The 25,106-nt window shown below is 39.3% G+C and carries 21 protein-coding genes and 1 tRNA gene; 13 read left to right on the forward strand and 9 right to left on the reverse strand.

Annotated elements, in window-relative coordinates; all coding sequences use genetic code 11:
• The first annotated feature begins 5 nt into the window (after positions 1-5).
• From hflX to MTF67_RS10855, 5 genes are all read left to right on the forward strand, one after another.
• Positions 6-1,295: a ribosome rescue GTPase HflX gene (gene hflX / locus MTF67_RS10835; RefSeq protein ID WP_010556689.1), complete on the forward strand. Its 1,290-nt coding sequence runs from the start codon at positions 6-8 to the stop codon at positions 1,293-1,295.
• Positions 1,296-1,395: 100 nt separating this feature from the next.
• Positions 1,396-2,556 carry an FtsH protease activity modulator HflK gene (gene hflK / locus MTF67_RS10840; protein ID WP_006791239.1) on the forward strand — a complete coding sequence of 387 codons (1,161 nt, stop codon included), beginning with the start codon at positions 1,396-1,398 and terminating at the stop codon, positions 2,554-2,556.
• Positions 2,557-2,570: 14 nt separating this feature from the next.
• A complete protein-coding gene (hflC, locus tag MTF67_RS10845; protein ID WP_006791238.1) occupies positions 2,571-3,449 on the forward strand; it encodes a protease modulator HflC in 879 nt (292 codons plus the stop codon).
• A gap of 211 nt (positions 3,450-3,660) precedes the next feature.
• Positions 3,661-4,974, forward strand: coding sequence for an adenylosuccinate synthase (locus tag MTF67_RS10850; RefSeq protein WP_008128387.1), 1,314 nt, complete (start codon positions 3,661-3,663; stop codon positions 4,972-4,974).
• Between the two features lie 111 nt (positions 4,975-5,085).
• Positions 5,086-5,724, forward strand: coding sequence for a tetratricopeptide repeat protein (locus tag MTF67_RS10855; protein WP_008128241.1), 639 nt, complete (start codon positions 5,086-5,088; stop codon positions 5,722-5,724).
• Positions 5,725-5,824: 100 nt separating this feature from the next.
• On the opposite strand, the gene MTF67_RS10860 is transcribed toward MTF67_RS10855, so the two are convergent.
• Positions 5,825-7,666: a sodium:proton antiporter gene (locus MTF67_RS10860; protein ID WP_006791234.1), complete on the reverse strand. Its 1,842-nt coding sequence runs from the start codon at positions 7,664-7,666 to the stop codon at positions 5,825-5,827.
• An 831-nt stretch (positions 7,667-8,497) separates the two neighbouring features.
• Between MTF67_RS10860 and proB the strand changes: the two genes are divergently transcribed.
• On the forward strand, positions 8,498-9,604 hold the full coding sequence (gene proB / locus MTF67_RS10865; protein WP_006791232.1) for a glutamate 5-kinase: 1,107 nt from the start codon (positions 8,498-8,500) through the stop codon (positions 9,602-9,604).
• The gene (locus MTF67_RS10870; protein WP_248519534.1) at positions 9,601-10,848 is read left to right on the forward strand and encodes a glutamate-5-semialdehyde dehydrogenase; all 1,248 of its coding nucleotides are present in this window, start codon (positions 9,601-9,603) and stop codon (positions 10,846-10,848) included. Before proB ends, MTF67_RS10870 begins: the two co-directional genes overlap by 4 nt.
• A gap of 58 nt (positions 10,849-10,906) precedes the next feature.
• Here the strand turns inward: MTF67_RS10870 and MTF67_RS10875 are convergent, their stop codons facing one another.
• From MTF67_RS10875 to MTF67_RS10890, 4 genes are all read right to left on the reverse strand, one after another.
• Positions 10,907-13,114, reverse strand: coding sequence for an EAL domain-containing protein (locus MTF67_RS10875; RefSeq protein ID WP_248519535.1), 2,208 nt, complete (start codon positions 13,112-13,114; stop codon positions 10,907-10,909).
• A 46-nt stretch (positions 13,115-13,160) separates the two neighbouring features.
• On the reverse strand, positions 13,161-16,025 hold the full coding sequence (locus tag MTF67_RS10880; protein WP_248519536.1) for an ATP-binding protein: 2,865 nt from the start codon (positions 16,023-16,025) through the stop codon (positions 13,161-13,163).
• Positions 16,025-17,287, reverse strand: coding sequence for an extracellular solute-binding protein (locus tag MTF67_RS10885; protein ID WP_010556683.1), 1,263 nt, complete (start codon positions 17,285-17,287; stop codon positions 16,025-16,027). Before MTF67_RS10885 ends, MTF67_RS10880 begins: the two co-directional genes overlap by 1 nt.
• A 151-nt stretch (positions 17,288-17,438) precedes the next feature.
• Positions 17,439-17,514, reverse strand: a tRNA-Ala gene (locus MTF67_RS10890).
• Between the two features lie 166 nt (positions 17,515-17,680).
• Between MTF67_RS10890 and MTF67_RS10895 the strand changes: the two genes are divergently transcribed.
• Both MTF67_RS10895 and MTF67_RS10900 read left to right on the forward strand, forming a co-directional pair.
• Positions 17,681-18,076, forward strand: a complete 396-nt coding sequence (locus MTF67_RS10895) for a hypothetical protein (RefSeq protein WP_039037961.1) — start codon at positions 17,681-17,683, stop codon at positions 18,074-18,076.
• Between the two features lie 2 nt (positions 18,077-18,078).
• A complete protein-coding gene (locus tag MTF67_RS10900) occupies positions 18,079-18,579 on the forward strand; it encodes a prolyl-tRNA synthetase associated domain-containing protein (protein WP_248519537.1) in 501 nt (166 codons plus the stop codon).
• On the opposite strand, the gene MTF67_RS10905 is transcribed toward MTF67_RS10900, so the two are convergent.
• Entirely contained in the window at positions 18,546-19,694 is a 1,149-nt protein-coding gene (locus MTF67_RS10905; RefSeq protein WP_248519538.1) for an MFS transporter, read from the reverse strand. The two genes, MTF67_RS10900 and MTF67_RS10905, sit on opposite strands and share 34 nt — an antisense overlap.
• A 196-nt stretch (positions 19,695-19,890) precedes the next feature.
• Between MTF67_RS10905 and MTF67_RS10910 the strand changes: the two genes are divergently transcribed.
• The 4 genes from MTF67_RS10910 to MTF67_RS10925 all read left to right on the forward strand — a co-directional run bounded on the left by MTF67_RS10910 (position 19,891) and on the right by MTF67_RS10925 (position 23,045).
• Entirely contained in the window at positions 19,891-20,430 is a 540-nt protein-coding gene (locus tag MTF67_RS10910) for a DUF2058 domain-containing protein (RefSeq protein ID WP_006791224.1), read from the forward strand.
• A gap of 180 nt (positions 20,431-20,610) precedes the next feature.
• Positions 20,611-20,934 (forward strand): c-type cytochrome, encoded by a 324-nt coding sequence (locus tag MTF67_RS10915; RefSeq protein WP_008128263.1) that lies wholly within the window; start codon positions 20,611-20,613, stop codon positions 20,932-20,934.
• A 141-nt stretch (positions 20,935-21,075) separates the two neighbouring features.
• Positions 21,076-21,843, forward strand: coding sequence for a class II aldolase/adducin family protein (locus MTF67_RS10920; protein WP_006791222.1), 768 nt, complete (start codon positions 21,076-21,078; stop codon positions 21,841-21,843).
• A gap of 26 nt (positions 21,844-21,869) precedes the next feature.
• Entirely contained in the window at positions 21,870-23,045 is a 1,176-nt protein-coding gene (locus tag MTF67_RS10925) for a mandelate racemase/muconate lactonizing enzyme family protein (protein WP_248519539.1), read from the forward strand.
• 72 nt (positions 23,046-23,117) lie between these two features.
• On the opposite strand, the gene MTF67_RS10930 is transcribed toward MTF67_RS10925, so the two are convergent.
• The 3 genes from MTF67_RS10930 to MTF67_RS10940 are packed head-to-tail and all read right to left on the reverse strand — an operon-like array spanning position 23,118 to position 25,102.
• Positions 23,118-23,486: a hypothetical protein gene (locus tag MTF67_RS10930; RefSeq protein WP_248519540.1), complete on the reverse strand. Its 369-nt coding sequence runs from the start codon at positions 23,484-23,486 to the stop codon at positions 23,118-23,120.
• A 51-nt stretch (positions 23,487-23,537) separates the two neighbouring features.
• The gene (locus tag MTF67_RS10935) at positions 23,538-24,377 is read right to left on the reverse strand and encodes an amidohydrolase family protein (RefSeq protein WP_248519541.1); all 840 of its coding nucleotides are present in this window, start codon (positions 24,375-24,377) and stop codon (positions 23,538-23,540) included.
• On the reverse strand, positions 24,374-25,102 hold the full coding sequence (locus MTF67_RS10940) for an SDR family oxidoreductase (protein ID WP_248519542.1): 729 nt from the start codon (positions 25,100-25,102) through the stop codon (positions 24,374-24,376). The genes MTF67_RS10935 and MTF67_RS10940 overlap by 4 nt, the downstream gene beginning before the upstream one ends.
• Positions 25,103-25,106: the final 4 nt, after the last annotated feature.

Here is a 25,106-nt window from a genome sequence, read left to right on the forward strand (position 1 = left end):
AATGCTTGTTTGACCGCTATGAATCCGGCGAACAGGCAATTTTAGTTCATATCGACTTACCTAAAGAAGGGGATCGTGAAGATCTTCATGAATTAGAGATGTTGGTATCTTCTGCTGGTGTTAGTAGTTTGGCGGTTGTGCAAGGCAGCCGTCAAGCACCACATCCGAAACTATTCGTCGGTACCGGTAAAGCAGAAGAAATAGCTGAGATTGTCAAAATCCACAATGCAGATGTCGTTATTTTTAATCATCAACTCAGACCGTCACAAGAACGCAACTTAGAGCGCGTTTGTCAGTGCCGTGTGCTTGATAGAACGACCCTTATTCTTGATATTTTTGCCCAACGTGCACGTACCCATGAGGGTAAATTGCAGGTTGAATTGGCACAACTTCGTCATATGTCTACTCGGCTTATCCGAGGTTGGACTCACCTTGAGCGTCAAAAGGGTGGTATTGGTTTACGTGGGCCTGGTGAAACTCAATTAGAGACCGATAGGCGTTTACTGCGCGTACGTATTCAAAGTATTCGTGCACGACTACAAAAAGTGGCTGTCCAGCGTGAGCAGGGTAGACGCGCGCGTAACCGTAATGAAATTCCAACGGTGTCGTTAGTTGGTTACACTAATGCGGGTAAATCTACATTATTTAATCGTATTACAGATTCTGAGGTTTATGCTGCCGATCAGCTTTTTGCGACGCTTGACCCAACACTGCGTAAACTGGAGTTGGGTGATGTTGGTCAGGTGATTTTAGCCGATACCGTGGGTTTTATCCGTCATTTGCCTCACGATTTAGTGGCTGCATTTAAAGCAACATTGACCGAAACACGTGAAGCCGATTTACAGTTACACGTAATAGATGCTGCTGATTCGCGAATTAAAGAAAATATTGAACAAGTGCAATCGGTGCTTAAAGAAATTGAAGCCGATGACGTTCCACAGCTATTAATTTATAATAAAATTGATGCGCTTGATAATGTTGCTCCGCGTATTGATCGAGATAGTGAAGGTCAACCTATAAGAGTATGGTTGTCTGCACAAACGGGTGAAGGGTGTGAATTACTAAGCGAAGCCATTAGCGAGTTGCTTGCTAAAAAAATGTTTAGTGAAACGCTTTTATTAACCCCTTTATACGGGCGTTTAAGGGCTTCACTTTTTAGCTTAAATGCGGTGCATGAAGAGCGATTTGATGAACAAGGCAATTGGCTACTAGATGTAAGAATGCCAATGGTTGAATGGAATCGCTTAATTAAAGAATTTGGTCCTGAAATTGTTGGTTTTATCAACCGAGATTAAAAATTGACGTTTAAATGTCGGTTTTTGTATGAGAAACGCAGTAGATTTGATAGATTTAACACAATTTCCTAATTTATTTAGATAACAATGGAGTATAGCTATGGCCTGGAATGAACCGGGTAATAATGGCAATGACAAAGATCCGTGGAACAATAAAGGCGGACGTGATCAAGGCCCACCTGATTTAGACGAGGTGTTCCGTAAGTTTAGTAACAAGTTCGGCGGCTTATTTGGCGGTAAAAAATCCGGCAATGGAAGCGGTGGCGGACTTGGCGGAGCCGGTATTTCATTTATCCTCATTATCGCCGCTATTGTTTGGGCGTTAAGTGGTATTTATACGGTTAAAGAAGCCGAACGTGGTGTTGTTTTGCAGTTTGGTAAATATGACCGAATTGCTGAACCAGGCCTGCGTTGGAAAATGACGTTTATTGAAACGGTTATCCCAGTTGATATCGAAGCCGTTCGTTCACTGTCGGCGTCTGGCTTTATGCTTACTGAAGATGAAAACGTGGTAAGTGTTGAGTTTCAGGTGCAATACCGTGTTATTGACCCATACCTTTACAAGTTTAGCGTAACGAATGCTGACAGCAGTCTAGAAGAAGCGCTAGACAGTGCATTGCGTTATGTTGTGGGTCACGCAAAAATGGACCAAGTTTTAACGAACGGTCGTGAAGAAGTGCGTCAAAACACATGGGATGAGCTTAACAAGGTAATCGAACCATACAACCTTGGTTTAATTGTTACTGACGTTAACTTTAAAGATTCTCGCCCACCTACTGAAGTTAAAGATGCGTTTGATGATGCGATTGCAGCGCAAGAAGATGAAGAGCGTTTCATCCGTGAAGCAGAAGCGTATGCGCGTGAAATTGAACCGCGTGCACGTGGTCAAGTAACACGTATGACACAAGAAGCTGAAGGTTACCAAGAGCGTATTACACTGGAAGCGCAAGGTGAGGTTGCTCGCTTTGAAAAGCTATTACCTGAGTATCTAGCGGCTAAAGAAGTAACGCGTGAACGCTTATACATTGATGCAATGGAAGAAGTGTTAGGTAGCAGTTCTAAGGTGTTGGTTGATGTGAAGGGTGGTAATAACATGATGTACTTACCTCTTGATAAAATCATGGAAAAGCAAGGCACTGCAACACGTGTTGCGTTACCAAGCTCAAGTGACATTCAAGACTTAAGAAACAAAGTAAATACATCACGTAACAGCACCGTTAATAGCAGCAACGACCGCTTTAACAACGATCGCTTTAACTAGGGGAGATAAGCATAATGAAAAATTTTAGTTTAGTAATACTACTAGTTGCCATTGTGATGTCTTTCTCATCGGTATTTGTTGTACCTGAAGGGCAAAAAGCAATTGTGCTATTGTTCAGTAAAGTACAAAAAGATGACGATGATCAAGCGGTTGTTTATGGCCCAGGTTTGCATTTGAAAGTCCCATTTTTTAGCCAAGTACGTCGTATTGATGCACGTATTCAAACGCTAGATGGAACGCCAGATCGTTTTGTGACAAGTGAGAAGAAAGACTTAATTGTTGATTCGTTTGTTAAATGGCGTGTTAACGACTTTAGTGCTTTTTACTTACGTGCACGTGGCGACAAGCAATATGCTGAAACGTTACTTGAGCAAAAGGTTAATAACGGACTTCGTACTAACTTTGGTACACGCACAATTCGTGAAATTGTATCGGGTGAGCGTAGTGAGCTTATGGAAGAAGCATTAGTTCAAGCATCTGAAAGTGCCCGCGAGTTAGGTATTGAAGTGCTAGACGTACGTGTTAAGCAAATTAATTTGCCTCAAGAAGTAAGTAGTTCGATTTATCAACGTATGCGTGCTGAGCGTACTGCCGTTGCTAAAGAGCACCGCTCTGAAGGTCAGGAAAAAGCGGAGACTATTCGTGCTAGCGTTGACCGTCGAGTGACAGTTATGCTTGCAGACGCTGAACGTAACTCACGCTCAGTGCGCGGTCAAGGTGATGCAGATGCTGCCGCTATTTATGCAAATGCATATAATAAAGATCCAGAGTTTTTCAGCTTTGTACGTTCTTTAGAAGCGTATAAGAAAACATTTAAAGGTAAGCAAGATGTGATGGTGCTTTCACCAGACAGTGACTTCTTCCAATATATGAAAGGCGCTAAAGCGCAGTAGACTATATTTATACTTTTAAAATTTAAAGCTCCGCACTTGCGGGGCTTTTTGTTGAATACAATCTACAACTTTAAATCACTGTTATATATGTGGTTATTTACTCATATTTTAATTTAATAATTCTTCGCAGAAAAAATAAGCTGAACAGGGGTGATCTTTGCTTGGGTTTTCTGGTAAAATCTCGTCCTAATTTTCTCTAAGTGAATTTACAATGGGTAAAAACGTTGTTGTATTAGGCACCCAATGGGGTGACGAAGGTAAGGGTAAGGTAGTTGACCTCCTTACGGACAAAGCATCTTTAGTAGTTCGTTATCAAGGTGGCCACAATGCAGGTCATACTTTAGTTATCGAAGGTAAAAAGACGGTTCTACACCTTATTCCATCGGGTGTATTACGTGACAATGTTAAATGTGTGATTGGTAATGGTGTTGTTTTATCACCAGAAGCGCTAATGAAAGAAATTGGCATGCTTGAAGAGCGTGGCGTACCAGTACGCGAACGTCTTTTAATAAGTGAAGCATGTCCGCTAATTTTGCCTTTCCATGTTGCATTAGATGTAGCCCGCGAAACAGCTCGTGGCGACAAGCCAATTGGCACAACTGGCCGTGGCATTGGTCCTGCGTACGAAGATAAAGTAGCACGTCGCGGTTTACGCGTAGGTGACTTATTTAATCCTGAATTATTTGCAGCTAAACTAAAAGAAGTTCTTGAGTACCATAACTTCACATTAGTTAATTACTACAAAGTAGACGCTGTAGATTTCCAAAAAACGTTTGATGATGCAATGGCTGTTGCAGATATCTTAAAAGCAATGGTTGTAGATGTAACTGAGCTTTTAGACCAAACACGTTTAGCAGGTGAGCACATTTTATTTGAAGGTGCGCAAGGTACATTACTTGATATCGATCACGGTACTTATCCTTATGTAACTTCGTCAAACACGACCGCTGGTGGCGTTGCAACTGGTGCTGGTTTTGGTCCACTAAACCTTGACTACGTGTTAGGTATTATCAAAGCGTACACAACACGTGTTGGTTCAGGCCCTTTCCCTACAGAGCTTTACGATGGCCTTGATAAGCAAGACCCAGTTGGTAAGCACTTAGGTGACAAAGGTCATGAGTTTGGTGCTACTACAGGTCGTCTTCGTCGTACTGGTTGGTTAGATGCAGTGGCAATGCGCCGTGCAGTTCAAATCAACAGTATTTCAGGTTTTTGTTTAACTAAGCTTGATGTTTTAGATGGCTTAGAAACATTGAAAATCTGTACTGGCTACCAGCTTGAAGATGGCACTGTTACAAACGTAACACCATTAGCTGCTGAAGGTTACGAGAAAGTAACACCGGTATATGAAGAGATGCCGGGTTGGTCTGAAAATACTGTGGGTGTAACTTCACTTGAAGGCTTACCAAAAGCTGCAATTGATTACATCAAGCGTATTGAAGAAATCACTGGTGTTCCAATTGATATTATTTCTACAGGTCCAGACCGTGTAGAAACAATGGTACTTCGCAACCCGTTTGCTTAATTACCATAAATATAAAAAAAGCTGCTAAATGCAGCTTTTTTTGTGTCTAAAATTCACCTTGGAACGATCTTTGTATATTATTTAGTAAGATAATTTTTGTACGTGGTGAACATGCGCCTATTTTTAAAAAGTTCGTTATTAGCTGTGCCTTTAGTGTCAGTGTCTTTATTTATATCTTCCAATACGTTAGCAGATGAATCACCTGCTGCAGTACCGCTATACACTGAATCAGAGCTTATCGCGTTAATAAATAAAAATGTGCATTTGCAGCGTGTAAAGGCAGATGATTGCCAGCTAGTTCAAGATATTGAAGCGCGAGCCAATAAAATGGCATTGCCATCCTATCAATTTTTATATGGCGATATGCTTGCTTATAATGTGTGTGTTGAGCGAAATGTAGAGCTAGGCGTGTATTATATGAGAAAGTCTGCTGAGCAAGGCTTAGCGGCAGCGCTTGAGCAGTTAGGTCGCTATTACGATACCGGAAGGCTAGTTCAGCAAGATAAAGCCATGGCTATTACGTATTTACGGGAAGCTTCTGCACAAGGTAACTTAAAAGCTCAGTTACGTTTAGTGAAGTTGTTTAATGATGGCTACGGTAGCCCACGGGATTTTGAAGATGCATATCGTTGGTTGTTTAATGCAATGGTAGCAGATAAAGCAACGCATAAAAAAATTGAAAACGCTCTAACTAAGCTTGCGCAAAAAATGCCTGATAGTGTAGTAGAGCGCGCTCGGTTACCTATGTAATACTAATCAAGAATAAACTTTAATTAAGCGAGTTGCTGTACATTTAGAAAAAAGCCCTAATAAAATTAGGGCTTTTTTGTGAGCATTATTTTAGTTAACTTTATTCTTTGTCTTTAGGTTGAGGGTCTTTTAATAACGACATTTTAGGGGGGTGCAGTGCAACAATACGCTCACCTTCTTGAGGCGGTTTGTCCATATTAAGTGTGAATGGTGTTACTTTAGCTGGTGTATCGTCATCGTTGTCTTTATCTCCTTTAAGAATAAATAAAGGGATAGCCTCAGGGTTCATTTCTAAGTATTGCTCCCAGCTAAACTCATCTGAAATACGTGTAGCACTTACTTTTCCGCCTTTAGCAATAACACTACTTAAGCGAGCGTACGAACCTTCATCCCCAAATAATATTTGACGCGATAAAAATGTCGCACTGTCTTTGTTGGCTTTAGCGTGTGTTGTTGATGAGCGTAGCGAAAACACGTTTTTTTCATTGAGTAAATGTGAAAAATACTGCACACCTAATGCATTGTGATGCCTGTTTGGTGAAAGCGCTAAAACACTTCGGATAGTTGTAAGCGGTAAGTATCGTTCAGCATGCTCTGATTGCGGATTACCATAATAGCAAGGTAAGCCATCCATACGTGCCATTTTACAGTTTTCCCATGCCGGATCTGACAGGTGAACAGGTATATTTTGCTCTTTTAAGCCCCGACCAATAGCACGTGACACATGGTTAGCCCCAATAATTAAAATAGTATTAGGTGACGGTTGGCGCACACCTAACAACTTAGCCACAGGTATTGCTGTTAAGCTTTGTAGTACAACAGTTATAATAATAACTGTAAAAATAAGTGGAACCATTTTTTCTGCATCAGCCACACCCGCTTCCATCATACTAAGTGCAAACACTGAACCAACAGCGGCTGCTACAATACCCCTTGGTGCAATCCAGGCGAGTACTAAGCGAGATTTAATTGGTAAGTCGGTACCAAAGGTAGAGATAGCAATGCATAAAGGGCGGGCTACAAATAACACAATCGCTAAAAATATAAATACATCACTATCTAACATCATTAAGTCGGAAAGCTGTAAACGGGCTGCGAGTAAGATGAAAAGCGTTGATATAAGAATCATCGACAAGTCTTCTTTAAATTCTAAAACAGAGTCTATTTCTAGGTCATCTTGATTCGCAAGCCAAATACCAAATACCGTTACGGCCAATAAGCCTGACTCATGGCTTAAGTAGTTTGATACAGAAAAGCTAATTAATACCAGCGCTAAAATACCAAACTTATGTAATTCAAATGGCAACCATTCTCGGCGCATTAATTGAGTTGTAACCCAGCCTGCTGCTACCCCTATTGTTAGACCAACTCCAACAGTTTTAACTAAAGCAACAATAGTATGGCTTAGTACCTCGCCTTGGCCTACTAACATTACTGCTTCAAATACCAGTACAGCAAACAATGCCCCGATAGGGTCAATAACAATCCCTTCCCAGCGTAGAATGCGGTCTATGTCTTGTGTGGGGCGCATGGAGTTTAGTAAAGGCGCTATTACTGTCGGGCCTGTTACCACAAGCACTGCGCCGAGCACAGCAGCAACCCGCCAATTGAGCTCAAGTAACCAATAGGCACTTAAACTAATTACAACACAGGTTGCAATCATACCAATGGAGCATAGGTTTCTGACTACTTTACCAATTCCCTTTAACTCCCTAAAGTGAAGGGTAAGGGCGCCTTCAAATAGAATAACAGCCACACTTAATGATACGACAGGGAAGAGTAAGTCGCCTAAAAGTGCATCAGGGTCTAAAACACCACTAAATGGCCCAAGTAACAGGCCAGTGAGCAATAAAAAAAGAATAGCGGGTACTCTAAATGCCCACGCTACCCATTGGGCAAGCACTGAGCAGAGTGCGATACCGGCTATGTAAATTGCTGACATAGATTAGGAATTCCTTATTATGATTTTATTTAAAGTATAACGATTTTAGTTGTTATTAAAGGGGTATACACGGGAAAATCAACTATTACTATTTAATTTTAGCCGCTAACAAAATATTAGTACGTATTAATTATGGTTTGCGTTGCTAAATATTTTATAAATTATCAATAACACCTTCTATCTTCATGATTTGAAAGTAAAAAAGTTTGTTACTAAACGCTTTTTAATGTGGTCGTTTGAATTTTAGCCTTGATCTTACGACCTAATTTAGCGTATTATACTTCGAGTTCAAATAATTAGGTATCTAATTAAATTACCTGGGAAATAAATTCGTCGTTAATGTTACGGTCATATTTGCTAGGTATAATCGTTATTTAGAAGCTAGTTCAGTATTTGAACGTCTAAAATATAATTTATTTGATTACTTGATTCGGTTTATCTCAAGCATTTAAAGTTTGAGTTGAATTGATATCTTTCAATGTTTAACCCCCATCGTGGCGGTTAAATCTCGGTCCTTTAGTCTTCACCCTATCTGTTGGTGTACCAGACTTTAGAGGCTCTATGTATGTTGTTAATAAAAAAGTCACCAAGGCTTTTTACAGCGATGCATAAACAACACTTTTTAAACTTTCTTATAGGCATTACTTTCATTGCAAGGTATCTGCTTTTTATATCTGAGCTTAAATTTAAAGCCTTGCTTTTAGATTTTGGCTTTCTTGTGTGTGTTTAAAAGTGTTGCCAAAAAACACAAATTCGAAGCTACATATATTGGTAGCTATTTAGTTTAGCTCATTAACACTGAGCACAGATAAAATGGAAAGTAGAAGACTTATGCAAAAGTTAAATTGGCGACGCATTGTTTTAAAAGTAGGTAGCGCACTCATTGCACCGGATCAAGACGGTTGTCGTTCTCGTTACATTCTTACTATCGCACAGTTTATTGTTCGTTGTCGTGCTCGCGGCATTGAGGTCATTTTAGTTTCATCAGGTTCTGTTGCGGCAGGTTCGCACCTATTCCCTTCTGACCAACCCCGTTCAGTTGTATTAAAAAAAGCAATGGCTGCCGCTGGTCAAACTGAAATGATTGCTATGTGGGACCGCTTTTTTGATTTTCCATCTGCCCAGCTTTTGCTAACTCATGGTGATTTGCGCGACCGAGAGCGTTATCAAAGTATTCGTGAAACCGTGTTTACATTATTAGAGCATGGTGTTTTACCTATCATTAATGAAAATGATGCGGTAACTACCGATGACCTTAAAGTAGGTGACAACGATAATTTATCAGCAATGGTTGCAGCAGCTGCTGATGCAGACGCTTTACTCATTTTTTCAGACGTAGATGGTTTATACGATAAAAACCCAAATCTTCATGACGATGCTGTTTTATTACCTGAAATAAAATCAATTGATGATTCTATTTACGCCATGGCAGGATGTGCTACTAGCGCAGTAGGTACTGGCGGTATGAAAACTAAAATAGAAGCGGCAGAAAAAGCAACATCACACGGAATCGCAACATATATAATTAATGGTTTTAAAGAAGAGACATTTAATCGTTTATTAGAGGGTGACAACCCTGGAACAATATTTTTACCATACGAAAAACCAATGCAAGATTCGGTGCATTGGATGACACACACTGCGAATGAGCAAGGTGAAGTTGTGGTAGATGGAACATTTGATGAATCAATCGAAGGTGAAACTGGCATAATTCGCGGCGATGAAATTGTTGAAGTACATGGTGAGTTTGCAATTGGCGACACCATACTCGTTAGAAGTGAAGATGGTACGCGTTTAGCTAAAGCGACCGCAAATTACAGTAGTTGTTTGTTGAATTTCATTGCAGACAACGAACAAAGTGAATTTAGTGAAAAAATGCAGGATTCTATTGGACCTGTTATTTCAGAAAAAGATATCGCATTATTGGAGAAGTCATGAGTTTAATTACGGATATTTCGCGTCAGGCAGCTAAAGCTGCAAATACACTTGCTTTACTCGACACCGAGACAAAAAACCAAGTATTAACAGAAATGGCTGCGGCATTAAGAGAGCAAAAAGCATTTATAATTCAAGAAAACGAAATTGATTTAAGCGCTGCGCGCGACAACAATTTGCCAGCGGCAATGGTTGATCGTCTAACTCTGAACGATGAACGCATAGAATCGATGGCTGAAGGGATAGAAGTTATAGTAAGCCTGGATGATCCGGTGGGTCAACTTCGTGAAATCACCGAACGACCTAATGGTATTAAAATTCGTAAAATGCGCGTACCACTTGGTGTTGTTTGTATGATTTATGAAGCACGCCCTAATGTGACAGCAGACGCTGGTGCTTTGTGTTTTAAATCGGGTAATGGCGTTATTTTACGCGGTGGTAAAGAGGCGCTTAAAAGCTCACAAGCGATTGCCAGTGTAATGCACAGTGTACTTGAAAAGCACAACTTACCCGTTTCATTAATCTCGGTTATTCCAGATCCCGATCGTGCACTTCTTATGGAGTTGATGCAGCAACGTGATAGCATCGATTTAATCATTCCTCGCGGCGGTGAAGGGTTGATTAACTTTGTTACCGAGAACAGTACCATTCCTGTTATTCAGCATTACAAAGGCGTATGTCATTTGTATGTCGATAAAGACGCAGACCTAGAGGTTGCGATTAATTTATTACTTAATGGTAAAACACAACGAACGGGTGTATGTAATGCACTTGAAGGTTTGGTTGTACATGAAGATATCGCAGATGAGTTCCTAAATTTATGTGCGGTAGTACTTCGTCAAGAAGGTGTAAAGATCAATGCTGATAGCTTTGCTGCCAAATACTTCGATAATGCAACTGTTTTAGCTGATGATGAGTTTGGTGAAGAATACCTAGACTTAGAAATCGCGATACGCGTAGTACCTACATTTTCAGCCGCTGTTGAGCATATTGCTCAATTTGGCTCAAATCACACAGAAGTGATTTGTACTAAAAACCAAGCCGCAGCTGAGTTATTTCAACGTAGTGTAGATGCGTCAGTTGTGATGGTGAATGCATCGTCTCGTTTTTCTGATGGTTCACAGTTAGGATTGGGTGCAGAGATTGGCATTGCTACATCTAAGCTTCATGCGTATGGCCCTATGGGGCTTGAATCACTCACAACAGAAAAATATTTAGTGAATGGCGAAGGCCAAGTTCGCGAATAAATTTTATATTAATTTTACAAAAGCCGAGCATAGCTCGGCTTTTTATTTTTGATAAAAATCACTTTAATTTAGCTAGCCAATCGTTTACTGGCTCAGGTTTATGCAAGTGATAACCCTGTAGTATCACCTCCGGGTATTCCTGTAGTAAATCGAAGTGTGATTGGTTTTCGACACCCTCTGCAACAACGTCTAATTCAAATAAACGTCCCAAACTCACAATCATATCAATTATTAACTTATCATTTTTATTTGTTGGCGCTTCGAGCACAAAAGAACGGTCTATTTTAAGCTCTTGAATTGGTAATTGCTTTAAATATGTGAGGCTTGAATAGCCAGTTCCAAAATCATCAATTGATACTTTAACACCGAACTTTTTGAGGTTATGCACAGCTTCAATAGCAGAGTCCATATTATTTAGTAGCGTACCTTCAATAATCTCTATAGTGAGTTGCGACGCAATAACATTATTAATTGTTAGCTGTTCAACTAAAAAGGCTAAAAAGCGTGGCTCATGGAAATGTCGACCACTTATGTTTATTGATAAACTTAAGTGAGGGTGTGTTTGATTAATCTTAGCTAATGTTTTTAAGGCATTTTCACATACCCAGCAATCTAAGTCATAAATAACGTCAGACTCTTCAGCAATAGAAATAAACTCACTGGGGCTAATAAAGCCTTTTGTCGTGTGTTTCCAACGAAGTAAAACCTCAGCTCCTTTTAAAATTTGATCACTATCATATTGAGACTGTAAATGAAGTGATAACTCGTTATAAGCGATTGCTTTACGTAGGTCTTGCTCAATTTCGAAACGTCTTTTTGCTTGTTCACCAAATGAGGTGTCAAAAAATGTAACTCGGTTGCCCCCTTTCTCTTTTGCTTTATAGCAGGCAGCTTCACAGTTTCTGATAGTCTCAATAGCGCTTTCCCATTGCCCATGTTGCGGGAATATATACATACCAATACTTACTGTTAGGCTAACCTCTTGCAAATCAACAAAAAAAGGTAGTCTTACGGATGTAAGAATTTCTTGTGCTTTTTTCTCTGCAATAATTTGAGCTCTTGCTCTGCCAATGCCTTTATCTAGGACAGACAACGTTGCAAAGGCATCGCTTCCCAAGCGAGCAATAATATCATTATTATCAGTATTTGTATGGATACGCTTAGTTAGTTCTTTTAGGACATGGTCACCGGCTAGCAGGCCCATTCCATCATTAAACGAGTGAAACCCATCTACATCGATAATAAAAATATAGGCAAAATTTTTGTCAGTGGAACAGCTTTGTAATTGCTGCTCTAACTGCTTTAAGAAGCTGTTACGGTTAGGTAGGGCGGTTAATTCGTCATGCCAAGTTAAGTAATCTATTCGCTCCTGGGTCACTTTTAGGCTTGATATATCGCTAAATACACCGATGTAGTGATCGTTAGTATCGTGTTCATTTTTTACAAGGCTCAACGTTAGCAATTCAGGGTATAACTCACCACTTTTGCGTCGGGTAACTAACTCACCACTCCAGTAGCCGGCTTCACTTGCGTGTTGCCATACTTGTTCAAAGTTTATATTTGGCTGGTTATTTTGTTTGATATCGTGAATATGCATATTTAACGAATTAGCTTCATCGTAACCCGTGATGCGGCAAAAAGAAGGATTAACCGCGATTATTTTGCCTGTACTGTTAGTTATCACAACACCGTCAGCTGTACTCGTTAGTGCGTGAAAAAAGAGTTGATGTTTAGATGATAACTGCTTTAATTCTTTTTCTCTAACATCCAGCTCCATTGCTAAAGATTCTATTTCAAGCAGCTTGTCATGTAGGTCAAAGTTTTTCTCTATTAATCGGTCTAGCATACCTTGTGCTGTTATATGTGTACGAATGCGAGCTCTGACCAAGGCTAATTTATAAGGCTTGTGAATATAATCTATGGCGCCCATAGCAAAGCCTTTTTCTTCAGACTCTTCTTCTGTAAGCGCCGTAACAAAGATGATGGGAATGCCTTTTGTTTTGGGTTTCCCTTTTAGTATAGTGCACACTTCATAACCATTCATTCCCGGCATCATTATGTCGAGTAAAATTAAATCTGGACGGGTAGACTCAATAAACGTTAGAGCTTGCTCTCCACTTGTCGATATTCGAACATCGTAGTCGGTTGAAAGCCCTTCTACCAAAATATGTAAGTTACTTGGTTCGTCATCAACAATTAGAATTAAAGGCTTTTGTCGCTGCGCTTTTTGTTCACTTTTATTTATGGTGTAATGAGTTAAATGCACTGTTAATCCTTTTTACATAGTATTTAAATTCTGAATCACTCAATCATTAATGCTTTGTGTCTGCTTTATATGTTTCAATAATCGAAATTACAGACGGATAGTCGAAACTATTAATCGCCTCTATTAGTTTTGATAAGCCGTGTTCAGTATCATAGCTATTCGCTTCTAAATGCCTTTTTAGGTCGTTTGGGATAGGACGAGACGCTAATGCTAGTGAGTGAATCTCATTTATCACTACCAGCTCATCTTCGAGATTGTGTCGTTTCGGCTCTATATTTTCCAAATTGAGTGTCGCTAATAATTCTTTAATAGAAAAAAGCGTTGCTGCCAAATTTTCTTTTAATAAATCTATATTAAGCGAATTTTCCTCAAGTAGTGATTTTTCAGTCTCTAATGCACACTTTTGCAGCTTCTCTAGCCCTAATGTACCCGCTAACCCCTTCAGTGTATGCACCGTTCGCTTTAAAGTAGCAACATCATTATTGTTTATTAATAAATCAGCCTTCGCTGAAAAGTTATTATTATCATTTATGAATCGAGTAAGCAATGTCATGAGTAAGGTTTCATTGTTATCAACGTTTTGCTTTGCTTTTACTAAATTTATTGTTTGCAAATTATCTCTACTTTTTAGGTGTTTATCTAAGCTTTCGTAAAGCGCGTCAAATACAATGGGTTTAACCAAAAAGTCATCCATACCTGCATCAGCGGCTGCTTTTTTATCTCTGGGCTCTACAGCAGCACTTAAAGCAATAATAGGCATATTGTTACCTTTTGCTCTTAGTTGTTTTGTTGCTTCAAGGCCGTCCATATGGGGCATTTGTATATCCATAAATACAATATCAAAATGTTGAGCTGATACTTTATCTATAGCGTCTAGCCCATCGTTTGCAATTGTTGTATTAAGGTCAAATTTACCTAGCATTGCAGAGGTTATTTCTTGGTTAAGTTTGTTATCGTCCACAACAAGTGCTTTAAAATCAGTTAGTTTTGGCAGGTCTACCTTTGCAGGTAAAGGGTTATTTTTGCTAGCAGTGTTATTAATTAATTGCTGTTCTGCAATGGTGAATGGAAGAGTAAATAAAAACTCACTTCCTTTGCCAAGTTCGCTTTTTACTTGTATGTCACCACCTAATAATTTGGTTAGCTGTTTGCTAATCGTTAGGCCAAGCCCTGTGCCTCCGTACTTTCTTGTTGTACTTGAGTCGCCTTGAGCAAATGATTCAAACACCCTATCAGATTGGGCTTGCGTCATACCAATTCCGGTATCACTAATGCTAAAGCGCAACTGTACTTTGTTTTCTTTTTGAAAAATGACTTCTATGGTTAATGACACCTCACCCTTATCGGTAAACTTAATGGCATTACCAATGCAATTATTAATTATTTGATTTAGCTGTATAGGATCGCCCAACAGAGTCAGGTGTCTGTCGGCATGCACAACACAATTTAGAGCTAGTCCTTTTTGTTGTGCATTAATCGAAAATAAGTCTTGGACGTTAGATACGATCGTATCGAGTGTGAAAGGGATTTTCTCAAGTTTGACGTTATTAGAGTCGAGTTTTGAAAAGTCTAAAATATTGTTTAAAACTTGCAGTAAACTTTGCGCGCTGGAAAACGCTTTTTTAGCGTATTGCTCCTGCTTAGCGGGCATTTCACTACTTTGTAAGAGTTGAAGCATACCCAATATGCCGTTCATTGGTGTGCGAAGTTCATGGCTCATATTTGCCACAAAGTCGATTTTTGTTTTATTAGCCTTGTTTGTTTCCTCTATTGCTTGAGTAAGCTCTGTATTCATGGCTTCCATTTTTACATTTAAAGCGCGTGTTTCATCAAGTAATTGCTTCGTTTCCTCACTTTTTAAATAAAGTGTATTAGCCGCTTTTAACACAGATGCAATTTCGCTCAGCTTTGTATGCTTATTTTTTAGTGTAATTGGCTCACCTTCATTCATACTATTAAGTAGCAAGGTAAGCTGTGATAGGGGTTTAATAACAAAAGCAACAATAAAATAACAAAGCAGCAAAATAATAATCAGAATTAGAAAGGTAAATAGGCTGCTTTGCTTGGTTTTTTTCGTTAATTCACTATTAAATTGCGACTTAACCAAATTTAACTTTTCTTCTTCAGCGCTTTTAATTTTATTAGTTAGGTATAAAAGTTCGTTTTCGATCCCTGTCAGCACAACATTCACAGAGTAGGTGTAACTACGTGTTAGCAGTATTAGTTGGTTATGTGTTTTTTTAAGATTAATTGTTTTATCAAGCAAGGAGTCATTAATAGCTGACATACGGTTAATTTTTGTGTGCAAAAACGCTAGATTTTGCTTCACATTTTGAGCTTCATCAAAATTAGGTTTATAAAGGTAGCTGACAGCTGCATGCTTAAGGTTACTAATGGTTAGTAAAATATCATTGTAGAGAATTTTTTTATCTTCATTTGATAGTGACTCAAGTGCCATTACCTTTTTTTGTAGCGCTTCAATGGGCTGTTTAAATCCAGATGAGTATATTTGCTCGCGCTTTTGTCTGTTAATAACTACTTTTTCAAATGTTGTTTCATAGTTTTTTAGGTGCTCGCTGAGGCGAGTAAGCATATTTTTATATTCAGGGGTTTTGTCTAGCGTGTTTAATGTTAATTGCCCTAAATGAATATTTGCTTGGTCTAAATATGTTTTAAACTTTGCAATATTATTTTTATTAGCGTCATCAATAAATGCAACGGCATGACTTTGTAAGGCGATGACATCTCTTTCCAGCTTTACGACAGCTTCACTTTTACTAATAGCATTGTTTTGAATGTTTTGCAGGCTGGTTAACGACTCTTGCAAGTGGTTAAATAAATAACTTTGTAAAAGAAGCAGTCCAGCTAATACAGCTAAGGTCGCAATTATTTTTGACTTAATAGAGCGCATTATCGACTTATTAACTCATACCACTTTTGTAAACTGTAGTCGTAGGTTGGCATAACGGTATTCCATACTGCAACATTACTGAAGCGTTTAGTGTAACTTCCACCATTTCTTTGTTCGCCTTTTCTAACCGCAATATTACCATTTGTTTCTAGTAAATCAGTGTTTGCGATTTTGCCGTCATACCAATAGTCCCATTCATTCTGTGAAAGTAATGGTTTAGAGCGCTGCGGATTACTTATGTAATAACCTTGGCGAGCAATAAACGCACCTGGCCAGCCAGATAACCACCAATTCATATAATCGTAAGAAGCATCTTTCACACTATCATGCGTTTGTGATGACAAACACATTACACCATGCCAGCCTCTGTAGCCTTCTTTAGGTGCTGCAAAGCGCACATTTATGCCTTGGCCATTTAGCGCAGATACCGCAGGAGAAAACATACTTTCAATATGAACGCGTTCATCTTTCATATACTGAACAGATTCAGGCACTGAGTTCCAATAACCGCTAAAGTGGCCTTGGCGTTTGAGCTCAAGTAGTACCTTAAATAAGTTATCCAATTCAATACGAGTCATTGCCCCTATATTGTTAATTTTCACAAGCCCTTTAGCTTTAGCAGCAAGCGCTAAGTCAAATAAACCAATAGTAGGCGCATTTACAATACCTACTTTTCCTCTGTGTTGCTCATCCAGTAACCATCCCCAACTTTCAGTTTCATAGGCAATTCCGGGTTTAATAAATTTAGTGTTATAACCAAAGGAGTCTACATTGTGCACGTAGGGTAAAAAGCTTATTAAGTCGCTTTCTTGCTCACTGAGTGTGCCATCGGGCTGTACATTTAATATTTTAAAGGGAGCGTCACCTGCACCAATATTGGCATCTTCTGATAACTTTCCTGTTTTTGTAAGGCTATTTATTTCGTTAAAATAAGTAAGGCGTTTTTTTTCTATGGGTTGTATTGAGCCTGCATTCCACAACACATTAATACTGTTTGACCACTGCTCGTATAAATCAAATGAGCTGGGGTCCATTGAGGCTCTTTGCAAAACAGCGGCACTACCAGCGGGCGTAAATTCAATATTAATGCCTAAATCACTCATGGCTTGCTTACGAATTGCGTCCTGTAAGGTTACATGTGTGCCAAGCACTCTTATTGTGACCTTGTTACGAGCAAAAACATAAGGAACATGGGTTATAGCGCCTGCAGTTAAGCCTATAGCTGCAAGTTTTTTAAGTGTTGAGCGTTTTGGAGAGTCCATGATTTACCTAAGGCATTAATAGATATACAAGTATGTATAGCTAATAATTGATAAAGACTCAAGATAATAGAGATAAATGAAAAACAAAATAAAATGAATGAATTAGGGTGTTTTTGAAGTAAAGAATATATTTAAGGAAGGAGTAGGAAAGTGGTGGAGCTAAGCAGGATCGAACTGCTGACCTCCTGCGTGCAAGGCAGGCGCTCTCCCAGCTGAGCTATAGCCCCACATTCCTAGTTTATGCATAACATAAACGCTTGGCTGCTGAGTTCCAAGCGGGACGAACTTTAAGTTTTTTTATAAATTTGGTCAAGTATTTTTTCGCTAATTTTCACAGTTTAGATGAATTTTTGATAGACTCGGCTTAATTACTCATTAAAACGACAGAAAATAATGAAAAAAAGCGTTTTGGTACTGATGGTTTTACTTTCGGGTTGTGCATCAAATGAAGAGCCGCCTTTTGAAATAAACAACAAACAGTTTTTTGAAAAACAAGATGAGCAAGGAAATAATGTATTTGCCTATGTTGTATCGGTTAAAGCTAAGCACCGTGAGAACTTTAATCTCGATCGTGGACGTAATAACAGACCTTCTCGCAGTGAAGTTAAGGAATATATTGAGCAAGAACACTTTGAAGAGTCGAGTGTGTTAAAGCTAAAACTAGAAGACCGGGCCGTTGAATTATTAAAGCAAGAGCTTACAACGCGTGAATACTGCGCTAATAATCATGAAATAACAGACGTTCTGTGGCGAGATCTAAGCGTGCAATTAAGAGGGCGTTGTTTGTAACTATGTTAGCGGACAAAACAAAATTAGAGGCGTGTTTAGCGCATTTAAATATTAATTACGATGTTCTCGAACACCCACCTTTACATACTAGCTTAGCAGCGGATGAATTACTGCTTGAACGCCCAGGTACACGTTTAAAAAATTTATTTTTGCGTGATAACGAAGGTAAACGTCACTTTTTAGTGATTACAGCTCACAATAAGCAGTTGGACCTAAAAGCACTCTCTAATCAGCAAGGTTTGTCGCGTTTAGGGTTTGCTTCAAGCGAACGTTTAGCAACCTATTTAAAAGTTGCACCAGGGTGCGTATCAATGCTTGCGCTACTAAACGATAAACAAAATGCGGTAACAGTATGGTTAGATCAAGATATTTGGTTTGGGGAGTTATTTCACTGCCACCCCTTTGAAAATACGCTGACATGGATTTTGAGTAAATCAGACCTAAAAACCTTTTTTAATCATACGGATCATCAACCGCGCGTCATGTTTTTACCGTCAAGGTAAGCCCAGGTAATAAGAAAAAAGCCACACAAACAAACTACAAGTAAGGTACACATAAATGCCGTTTGTCCGTACTGTTGATAAACTAAACCCGGTAATAGTGAGCCACTAGCCCCGCCACTGTAATAAAACGAGACATACCCTCCGTTTGTGACGCTTGGTGGTGCTTTACTTATTTGATTGACCAGTGGAGCTGCGGTTGAATGAATAATAAACATAGCCGCACAAAATAGCGTGAATGCAGTTAAAAATACGCTTAGCTGGTGGCTTATTAGCGCAACAATACTAAGGCTATAAAAAATGAAAGTCGCCGCTAATACGTGCCAAGCTGAAGGTGCTTTTTTTAGTAACCAAGGCGTCGCAATAGATGCCAAAGCACCAATTAAATAGCCGCTATAAACTAATCCGATATCACGAGTGTTGGTAATTAAAAATGTTTTTTGCAGTATAAAAGGCAAATAATTAAGTAAAGCAGCAAAACAAAAAAACATACAAAACACAGCGCTGTAAACTTTTAAGACAGGACCTTTCTTAAGTTGTTTGATGTAATCTAGAGGTGATTTTGGAGCATGGGGGCTCATGTTATTGAATCTGTGGGGCTTTATTAATATGGCTAAAAAAACAAGCATAAAAGCAATTAAGTAATAAAAGCTTTGCCAATGCCATAAGTCACTAAACAGTGCAGCAAGTACTCTTCCAAAGTAACCACCTGCAATACTGCTGCCTATATAAAGTGTCATATTTTTTTGAAGTGTATCAGCGCTAAAGCTTATCCCTATGAAACTGGTCATGGCGGTTAATGCTGCGGGAAGAGTAAGGCCTTGTAAAAACCTTACTAACAGTAAGAGCTCAAAACTAGGCACCCATATAAATAGCAAGCAGCTAAAGCTCAGTATTATCATTGCAATGCGAAGTATTTTTAAAGGATTCTGTTTAGCTAAAAACAAGCCGTATACTAATGGTGCAATAGCGAGTGGCAGCATGGTTGCCGTCATAAGGCTACCAGCAACGGCAGGCGATACATTATATTCACTCGCAAATAAGTTCAGTAACGGTTGAGGTGCATAAAGCACAAAAAATATAACAATGGAGCAAGCAAGTAGATGAATTAAGCGCATTATTTGGCTTATGAGTTAGCTAGTTGGCTACTTAATTGTATTGAAAGTTAACTCTAATTGATAATTAAAAGTACGATTATTGTTTTATATCATGCTTAGTATGAAGGAGTTTGTTAGATTAATACCAATAGCACTGTTATTTAAACGCGTTGATGATTAAAATGAGCGTAATATTAGTTTTTACTGGAACAATGCCATGGGTTCATTACAAGACCAATTGCTTCAAGCAGGGTTAACAACATCGCATAAAGCTAAAGTTGCTAAATCAGAAAAACGTAAGCAACAAAAAAAACAAAAAAAGGGGGCGACAAGTAACCCTAGTGATCTGCAAAAGCATATTCAACAAACTAAACTTGAGCAGCAGAAAAAAGCAGAAGAGCTTAACCAAGTTCGCCAAGTTAGCCTTAAACAGCGTGAGCAAGAAGCGCGCGTTAAACAAATTTTAGAGCACAACAACCAAGATGCTATTCGTGGTGAGCGAACCTTTAATTTTACTTACGACAAAAAAGTTAAAAGTATTGAAGTGAATGAAAACACTCAAAAAGCATTGTCGGGTGGTCGTTTAGCAATTTGTGTCCTAGAAGGGCAGTTTTATGTATTAGAAGACGAACCCGCTCGCAAGGTGGCTGAAGTTGACGAAAAATACATTGTTTTTCATGTTGAAGCTGAAAATAAACCAAAAGATGAAGACGATCCGTACGCAGATTTTGAAGTGCCAGACGATTTAGTATGGTAACAATCAGTTAAGCGTCTGCTCATATTTATTTGCTAAACTAATTATGAGCATAAAACGAGCTAGCAGTGTAGGATTAAGTTGATCGTCTAGCATCGTTTCTAACGTATGCTTTTTATTTGATTGTTGACTACAATCAATTGAACAGTTTTTTCTAACCGTCAAAAAAGAAGAGTAAATACAATGAGCAAGATGAAAACACTAATACTAGGCGCGGGCATTAGTTTAGCCGCAAGTTTCTCGTTTAATGCAGCTGCTGCCGATGGCGCCGCTCTTTACACTGCAAAAAATTGTCAAACCTGCCATGGTGCAGATGGTAAAGCACCAATCATGGGTATGTACCCTAAACTTAATGGCCAAAACAAAGATTATTTAGTTGCACAAATGAAAGACATTAAGTCGGGTGCGCGTAATAATGGTATGTCTATGGCGATGAAAGCAATGGTTGCTACAGTAACAGACGAAGAGTTTGAAGCTATTGCAGACTACTTATCTAAAGTAAAATAACTCAAAGCAGTTATTCACCCTTTAAAAAACAGCCGCATACGTGTGGCTGTTTTTGTTTGTTGATTGCTATAAAAGACAGAGTGTTTTAGACTTCTAAACATCTATTCGCACTTGTTATGTGTGTATTTTAAAAGGCTTACTATGTTTGATTTACCCCAACTCGATTTAAAAAATAAAGTATCTGCTCAAGAGTGGCAACTTCGTGTCGACCTTGCTGCCTGTTACCGGCTAGTGGATCACTTTCGCTGGGGAGATTTAATTTACACGCATTTATCAGCGCGTTTGCCGGGCACTGACCATTATCTTGTTAACGCTTTTGGGTTAACATTTGACGAAGTAACCGCGTCAAACTTAGTTAAGGTCGACTTAAACGGGAATATAATCGACGACACTCCCTTTAGCATTAACCCTGCTGGTTTTACTATTCATAGTGCAATACACGAAGTAAGAGAAGATGCGCATTGCGTTATTCACCTGCACACCAAAGAAACCATTGCTGTGGCTACGCAAAAAAAGGGCTTATTACCATTGAGCCAGTATTCTATGTTTTCATTGCCGTCGCTTTCATATCACGGTTACGAAGGCCTTGCAGTTAATGATGATGAGCGCAAAGTCCTTCAGGATGATCTAGGCTCAACTAATCACATGTTATTAGTTAACCATGGTGGGTTAACCGTAGGCCCTACTGTAGGCGATGCGTTTATGCGTTTTTACGACTTACAGCGCGCCTGCGAAATACAATTAGCGCTGCAAGCTAGCTCGCAAGAGGTAATTCCCGTGCCTCAACCAATTATCGACAATATTTATAATCAAGCCAATGTGGTTCATAGCGGCAGCACCGGAGGCCAGCTTGCTTGGCCTGCTATGCTACGTAAAGCGTATCGGCTTGATCCCAGTTTTGCAAAATAACCTTAACAGGTTAATAAGGAATTTTTATGAAGGTAAATCGCGTAGAAGTATTTGATATTCATTGTCCAGAGCGCCCAGCATGGACACCTGTATTCGTTCGCATTCATACTGATGAAGGCATTAGTGGTGTGGGTGAGGCGGGTCTTGCTTATGATTTAGGTCATAGCGCAGCTGCCGCCATGATCAAAGAAATGGCAGATGCTTTTTTAATTGGTCACGACCCATTTCAGACAGAAAAACTATGGTCTCGCATGTTACGAGAAAGCTTTTGGGGTTTAGGTGGTGGACCCGTTGTGTACGCTGCAATGAGTGCTATTGATACTGCGCTTTGGGATATTAAAGGTAAGGCGCTCGGGTTACCGGTATATCAATTACTTGGTGGTAAGGTTAACGACAAGCTTCGTACTTATGCATCGCAACTGCAGTTTGACTGGGATAGCGAATTTAAAGCGCTAGTTCAGCCACAAGAATATGCAGAGGCAGCATTAAAAGCCATGGCTGAGGGTTACGATGCAGTAAAGGTAGATCCAATTCAATACGATAAAGACGGTAATACCTATTACGACCGAACTAATATTATTTCACGCCCAGAAATGAAGTTGTATCGCGCGCGTATGCAAGCTATTCGTGAAGCCGTGGGTGATGAAGTGGATATTATTTTTGAATGCCATAGTTTACCGGGTGCTACATCTGCAATTCAAATTGGTGAAATAGCCGAAGAATTTGATTGTATGTACTTTGAAGAGCCTGTGAACTACTTAAATCACTCATTGCATGCCAAAGTAGCAGATAAAGTTAATGTGCCAATTGCAGGTGGTGAGCGCTTGTATAACCGCTGGGGGGTTCGTCCTTATTTAGAAGATCAGAGTATTGACGTACTTCAGCCCGATATCGGTTTATGTGGTGGTTTTACTGAAACTAAAAAGGTATGCGATTACGCTGATATTTTTGATGTACGCATTCAGGCGCACGTATGTGGTGGGCCAGTTGCAACGGCTGCATCACTGCATTTAGAAACAGCTATTCCTAACTTTTTAATTCATGAGCATCACACGTACGCAATTAAAAAGTGGAACCGCGAGTTGTGTTTACAAGACCCACAACCTAAAAATGGTTTCTTTGAAGTATCTGAAGAGCCAGGTTTGGGTATTGAGCTAAACGATGAGATTGTAATGCGGTCGCAACGTGTAGAAATAAAATAATAACTAAGCTTGTTATTATAACAGCCGGTAAGTGACTATTCACTTACCGGCTTTTTATTAGCAGAATTAAGGTCATTCGTTAATTACGCACTCAACACCTTTGAGCTCTTGAGTTGCTTTGCTATCTACGTGCCGTATAAAGCATTGTTTGTTTTTTATCATCAGCTCAAATTGGTCGGGTGGATTAAGCTGATGACTTTTTATTATGTTATTTTCGTTTAAATTACTCAGCGTAACCACACTGTTTATTGTAAATACATCGTCATCTAACGTTATATTTTGCATATTCATAAGGGTATTGATTACTTTGTTAACCGCGCTTTGATTAGGCGCTAAAAGTAATGCATGTTGTAATTTTGGAGTGGGTTCAGCGTGTTGCGATACACAGCCACTTAATAAAGCGCACAAAGCTAAGCTCGAAATGAATAATGTGTTTTTCATAAAACCTACGCCATTTTAAGCATAATAGAAATTAAATATAACGAGTTTTACTTACACTTGGTAGTAATGCTTTGCATTTGCGTAGCTGAGCTTATGCCAAAGGCTATGGCTATTACATAACGCATAATTCTGATGCCATAGGGCATTGTAATGCGTGTTTATTTGGCATACCGGAAAGTTACTAGCAAACATAATACGCTGCTCGCCAAAATGTTGTAAAAGCCACTTAAAGCAGGCTTCTTGTTGTGATTGTGTCAGGTCTAATAATTCAAAGCCAGAAAACTTAATGGCAATATTGCTATATTGGGCAAGTAGTTCAACGCCTTTTTGCCAAGAAATCAAATCATCAGGCAACCCTGCATGGTTAAGAATAATTTGTAGGTGAGGTAATTGTTTTGCACAGTGAGCAATATGATTGGCCACACTAATATTGTGTAACTCAAATTGCGCTTCAAAATGCAATTTGTTTGCTGCTAATAAGTCAAGATTATGAATACAACGAGGGCTTTTTAGCCTTAATGCGTCATCCCCTTCGGTTATATCTCTAATGCCACATAAGCTTGAATGAGCAAGCGCATTTAGTGCATTACTAAATTGCTCAGCAGGGGCATTTATTTGGTTAAAGCTAATGGCTTTAAATGGCATTTCACTTAAGTGCTTACTTAGCCAATTTAGCTCCTCAATTGGGGCTGAGTTATCAAAGCCTGCTTCTATGTGTACAAGGCCTTTTAATTTAAAGTCGGTACTGTTGGCAAGTTGTTGTGCGCTAATAGGCCGTTTTATTTTTTCTAAATTGGGCCACGCAGGAGGATTGCTTCCTTGTAGCCAAGTGTATTGACCATCGAGTAAATTAAAAAAATGAACATGCGGGTCAATTATATTTGTACTCATTGGGCTGTATAGCCGCCATCAATACTTTGTAAGCTGCCAGTAATAAAGCTTGCATCGTCACTTGCTAGAAAACTCACAAGAGCGGCTACTTCATCGGCTTGACCTAATCGGTTTAGCGGTTGAAGACTGGCTTCCTCTGCCACTATATCGGCTTTGTTTGCACCGCTTTTATCGCAGTAAGCGTCTATTGCGTTATGAAATAAAGGGGTTTCAATGGTGCCTGGACACACTGCATTAGCACGAATATTAAAGCGTGCATAATCAAGTGCCGTAGTTTTTGCCATTGAGGCGAGGGCATGTTTAGTGAGGTTGTAGGCAAATGAATTTTGCTTGGCAACTAATGCTTGGTCGGATGCTATTAATATAATAGAACCCGTATTATTTGCCTTCATCGTTGGGAGTACGCTTTGTACCGCCGCATAGGCGCCTTTTACATTAAGCGCAAATAGCGCATCGAGCGTTTGCTCATCAGTGCTTTCTATATTTGCGCTTAAGTGTTTTCCAGCATTAGAAACCAGTACGTCAATACGTTGAGATTGTTCATGTATCACGCTTATTGAGCGGCGGACAGCTTCTACATCACTTACATCGCAATGATGAAAAACACCTACATCACTTGGTGTGATATCAAGGTTATGTACCTCATAGCCACTAGCTAGTAAGCGCTTTACTACCGCTAGGCCAATCCCTTTTGTACCACCTGTTACAATTGCAACTTTTGACATACTT

Source organism: Pseudoalteromonas sp. 2CM32C (genome assembly GCF_023161925.1).
GTDB classification, from domain to species: domain Bacteria; phylum Pseudomonadota; class Gammaproteobacteria; order Enterobacterales; family Alteromonadaceae; genus Pseudoalteromonas; species Pseudoalteromonas marina.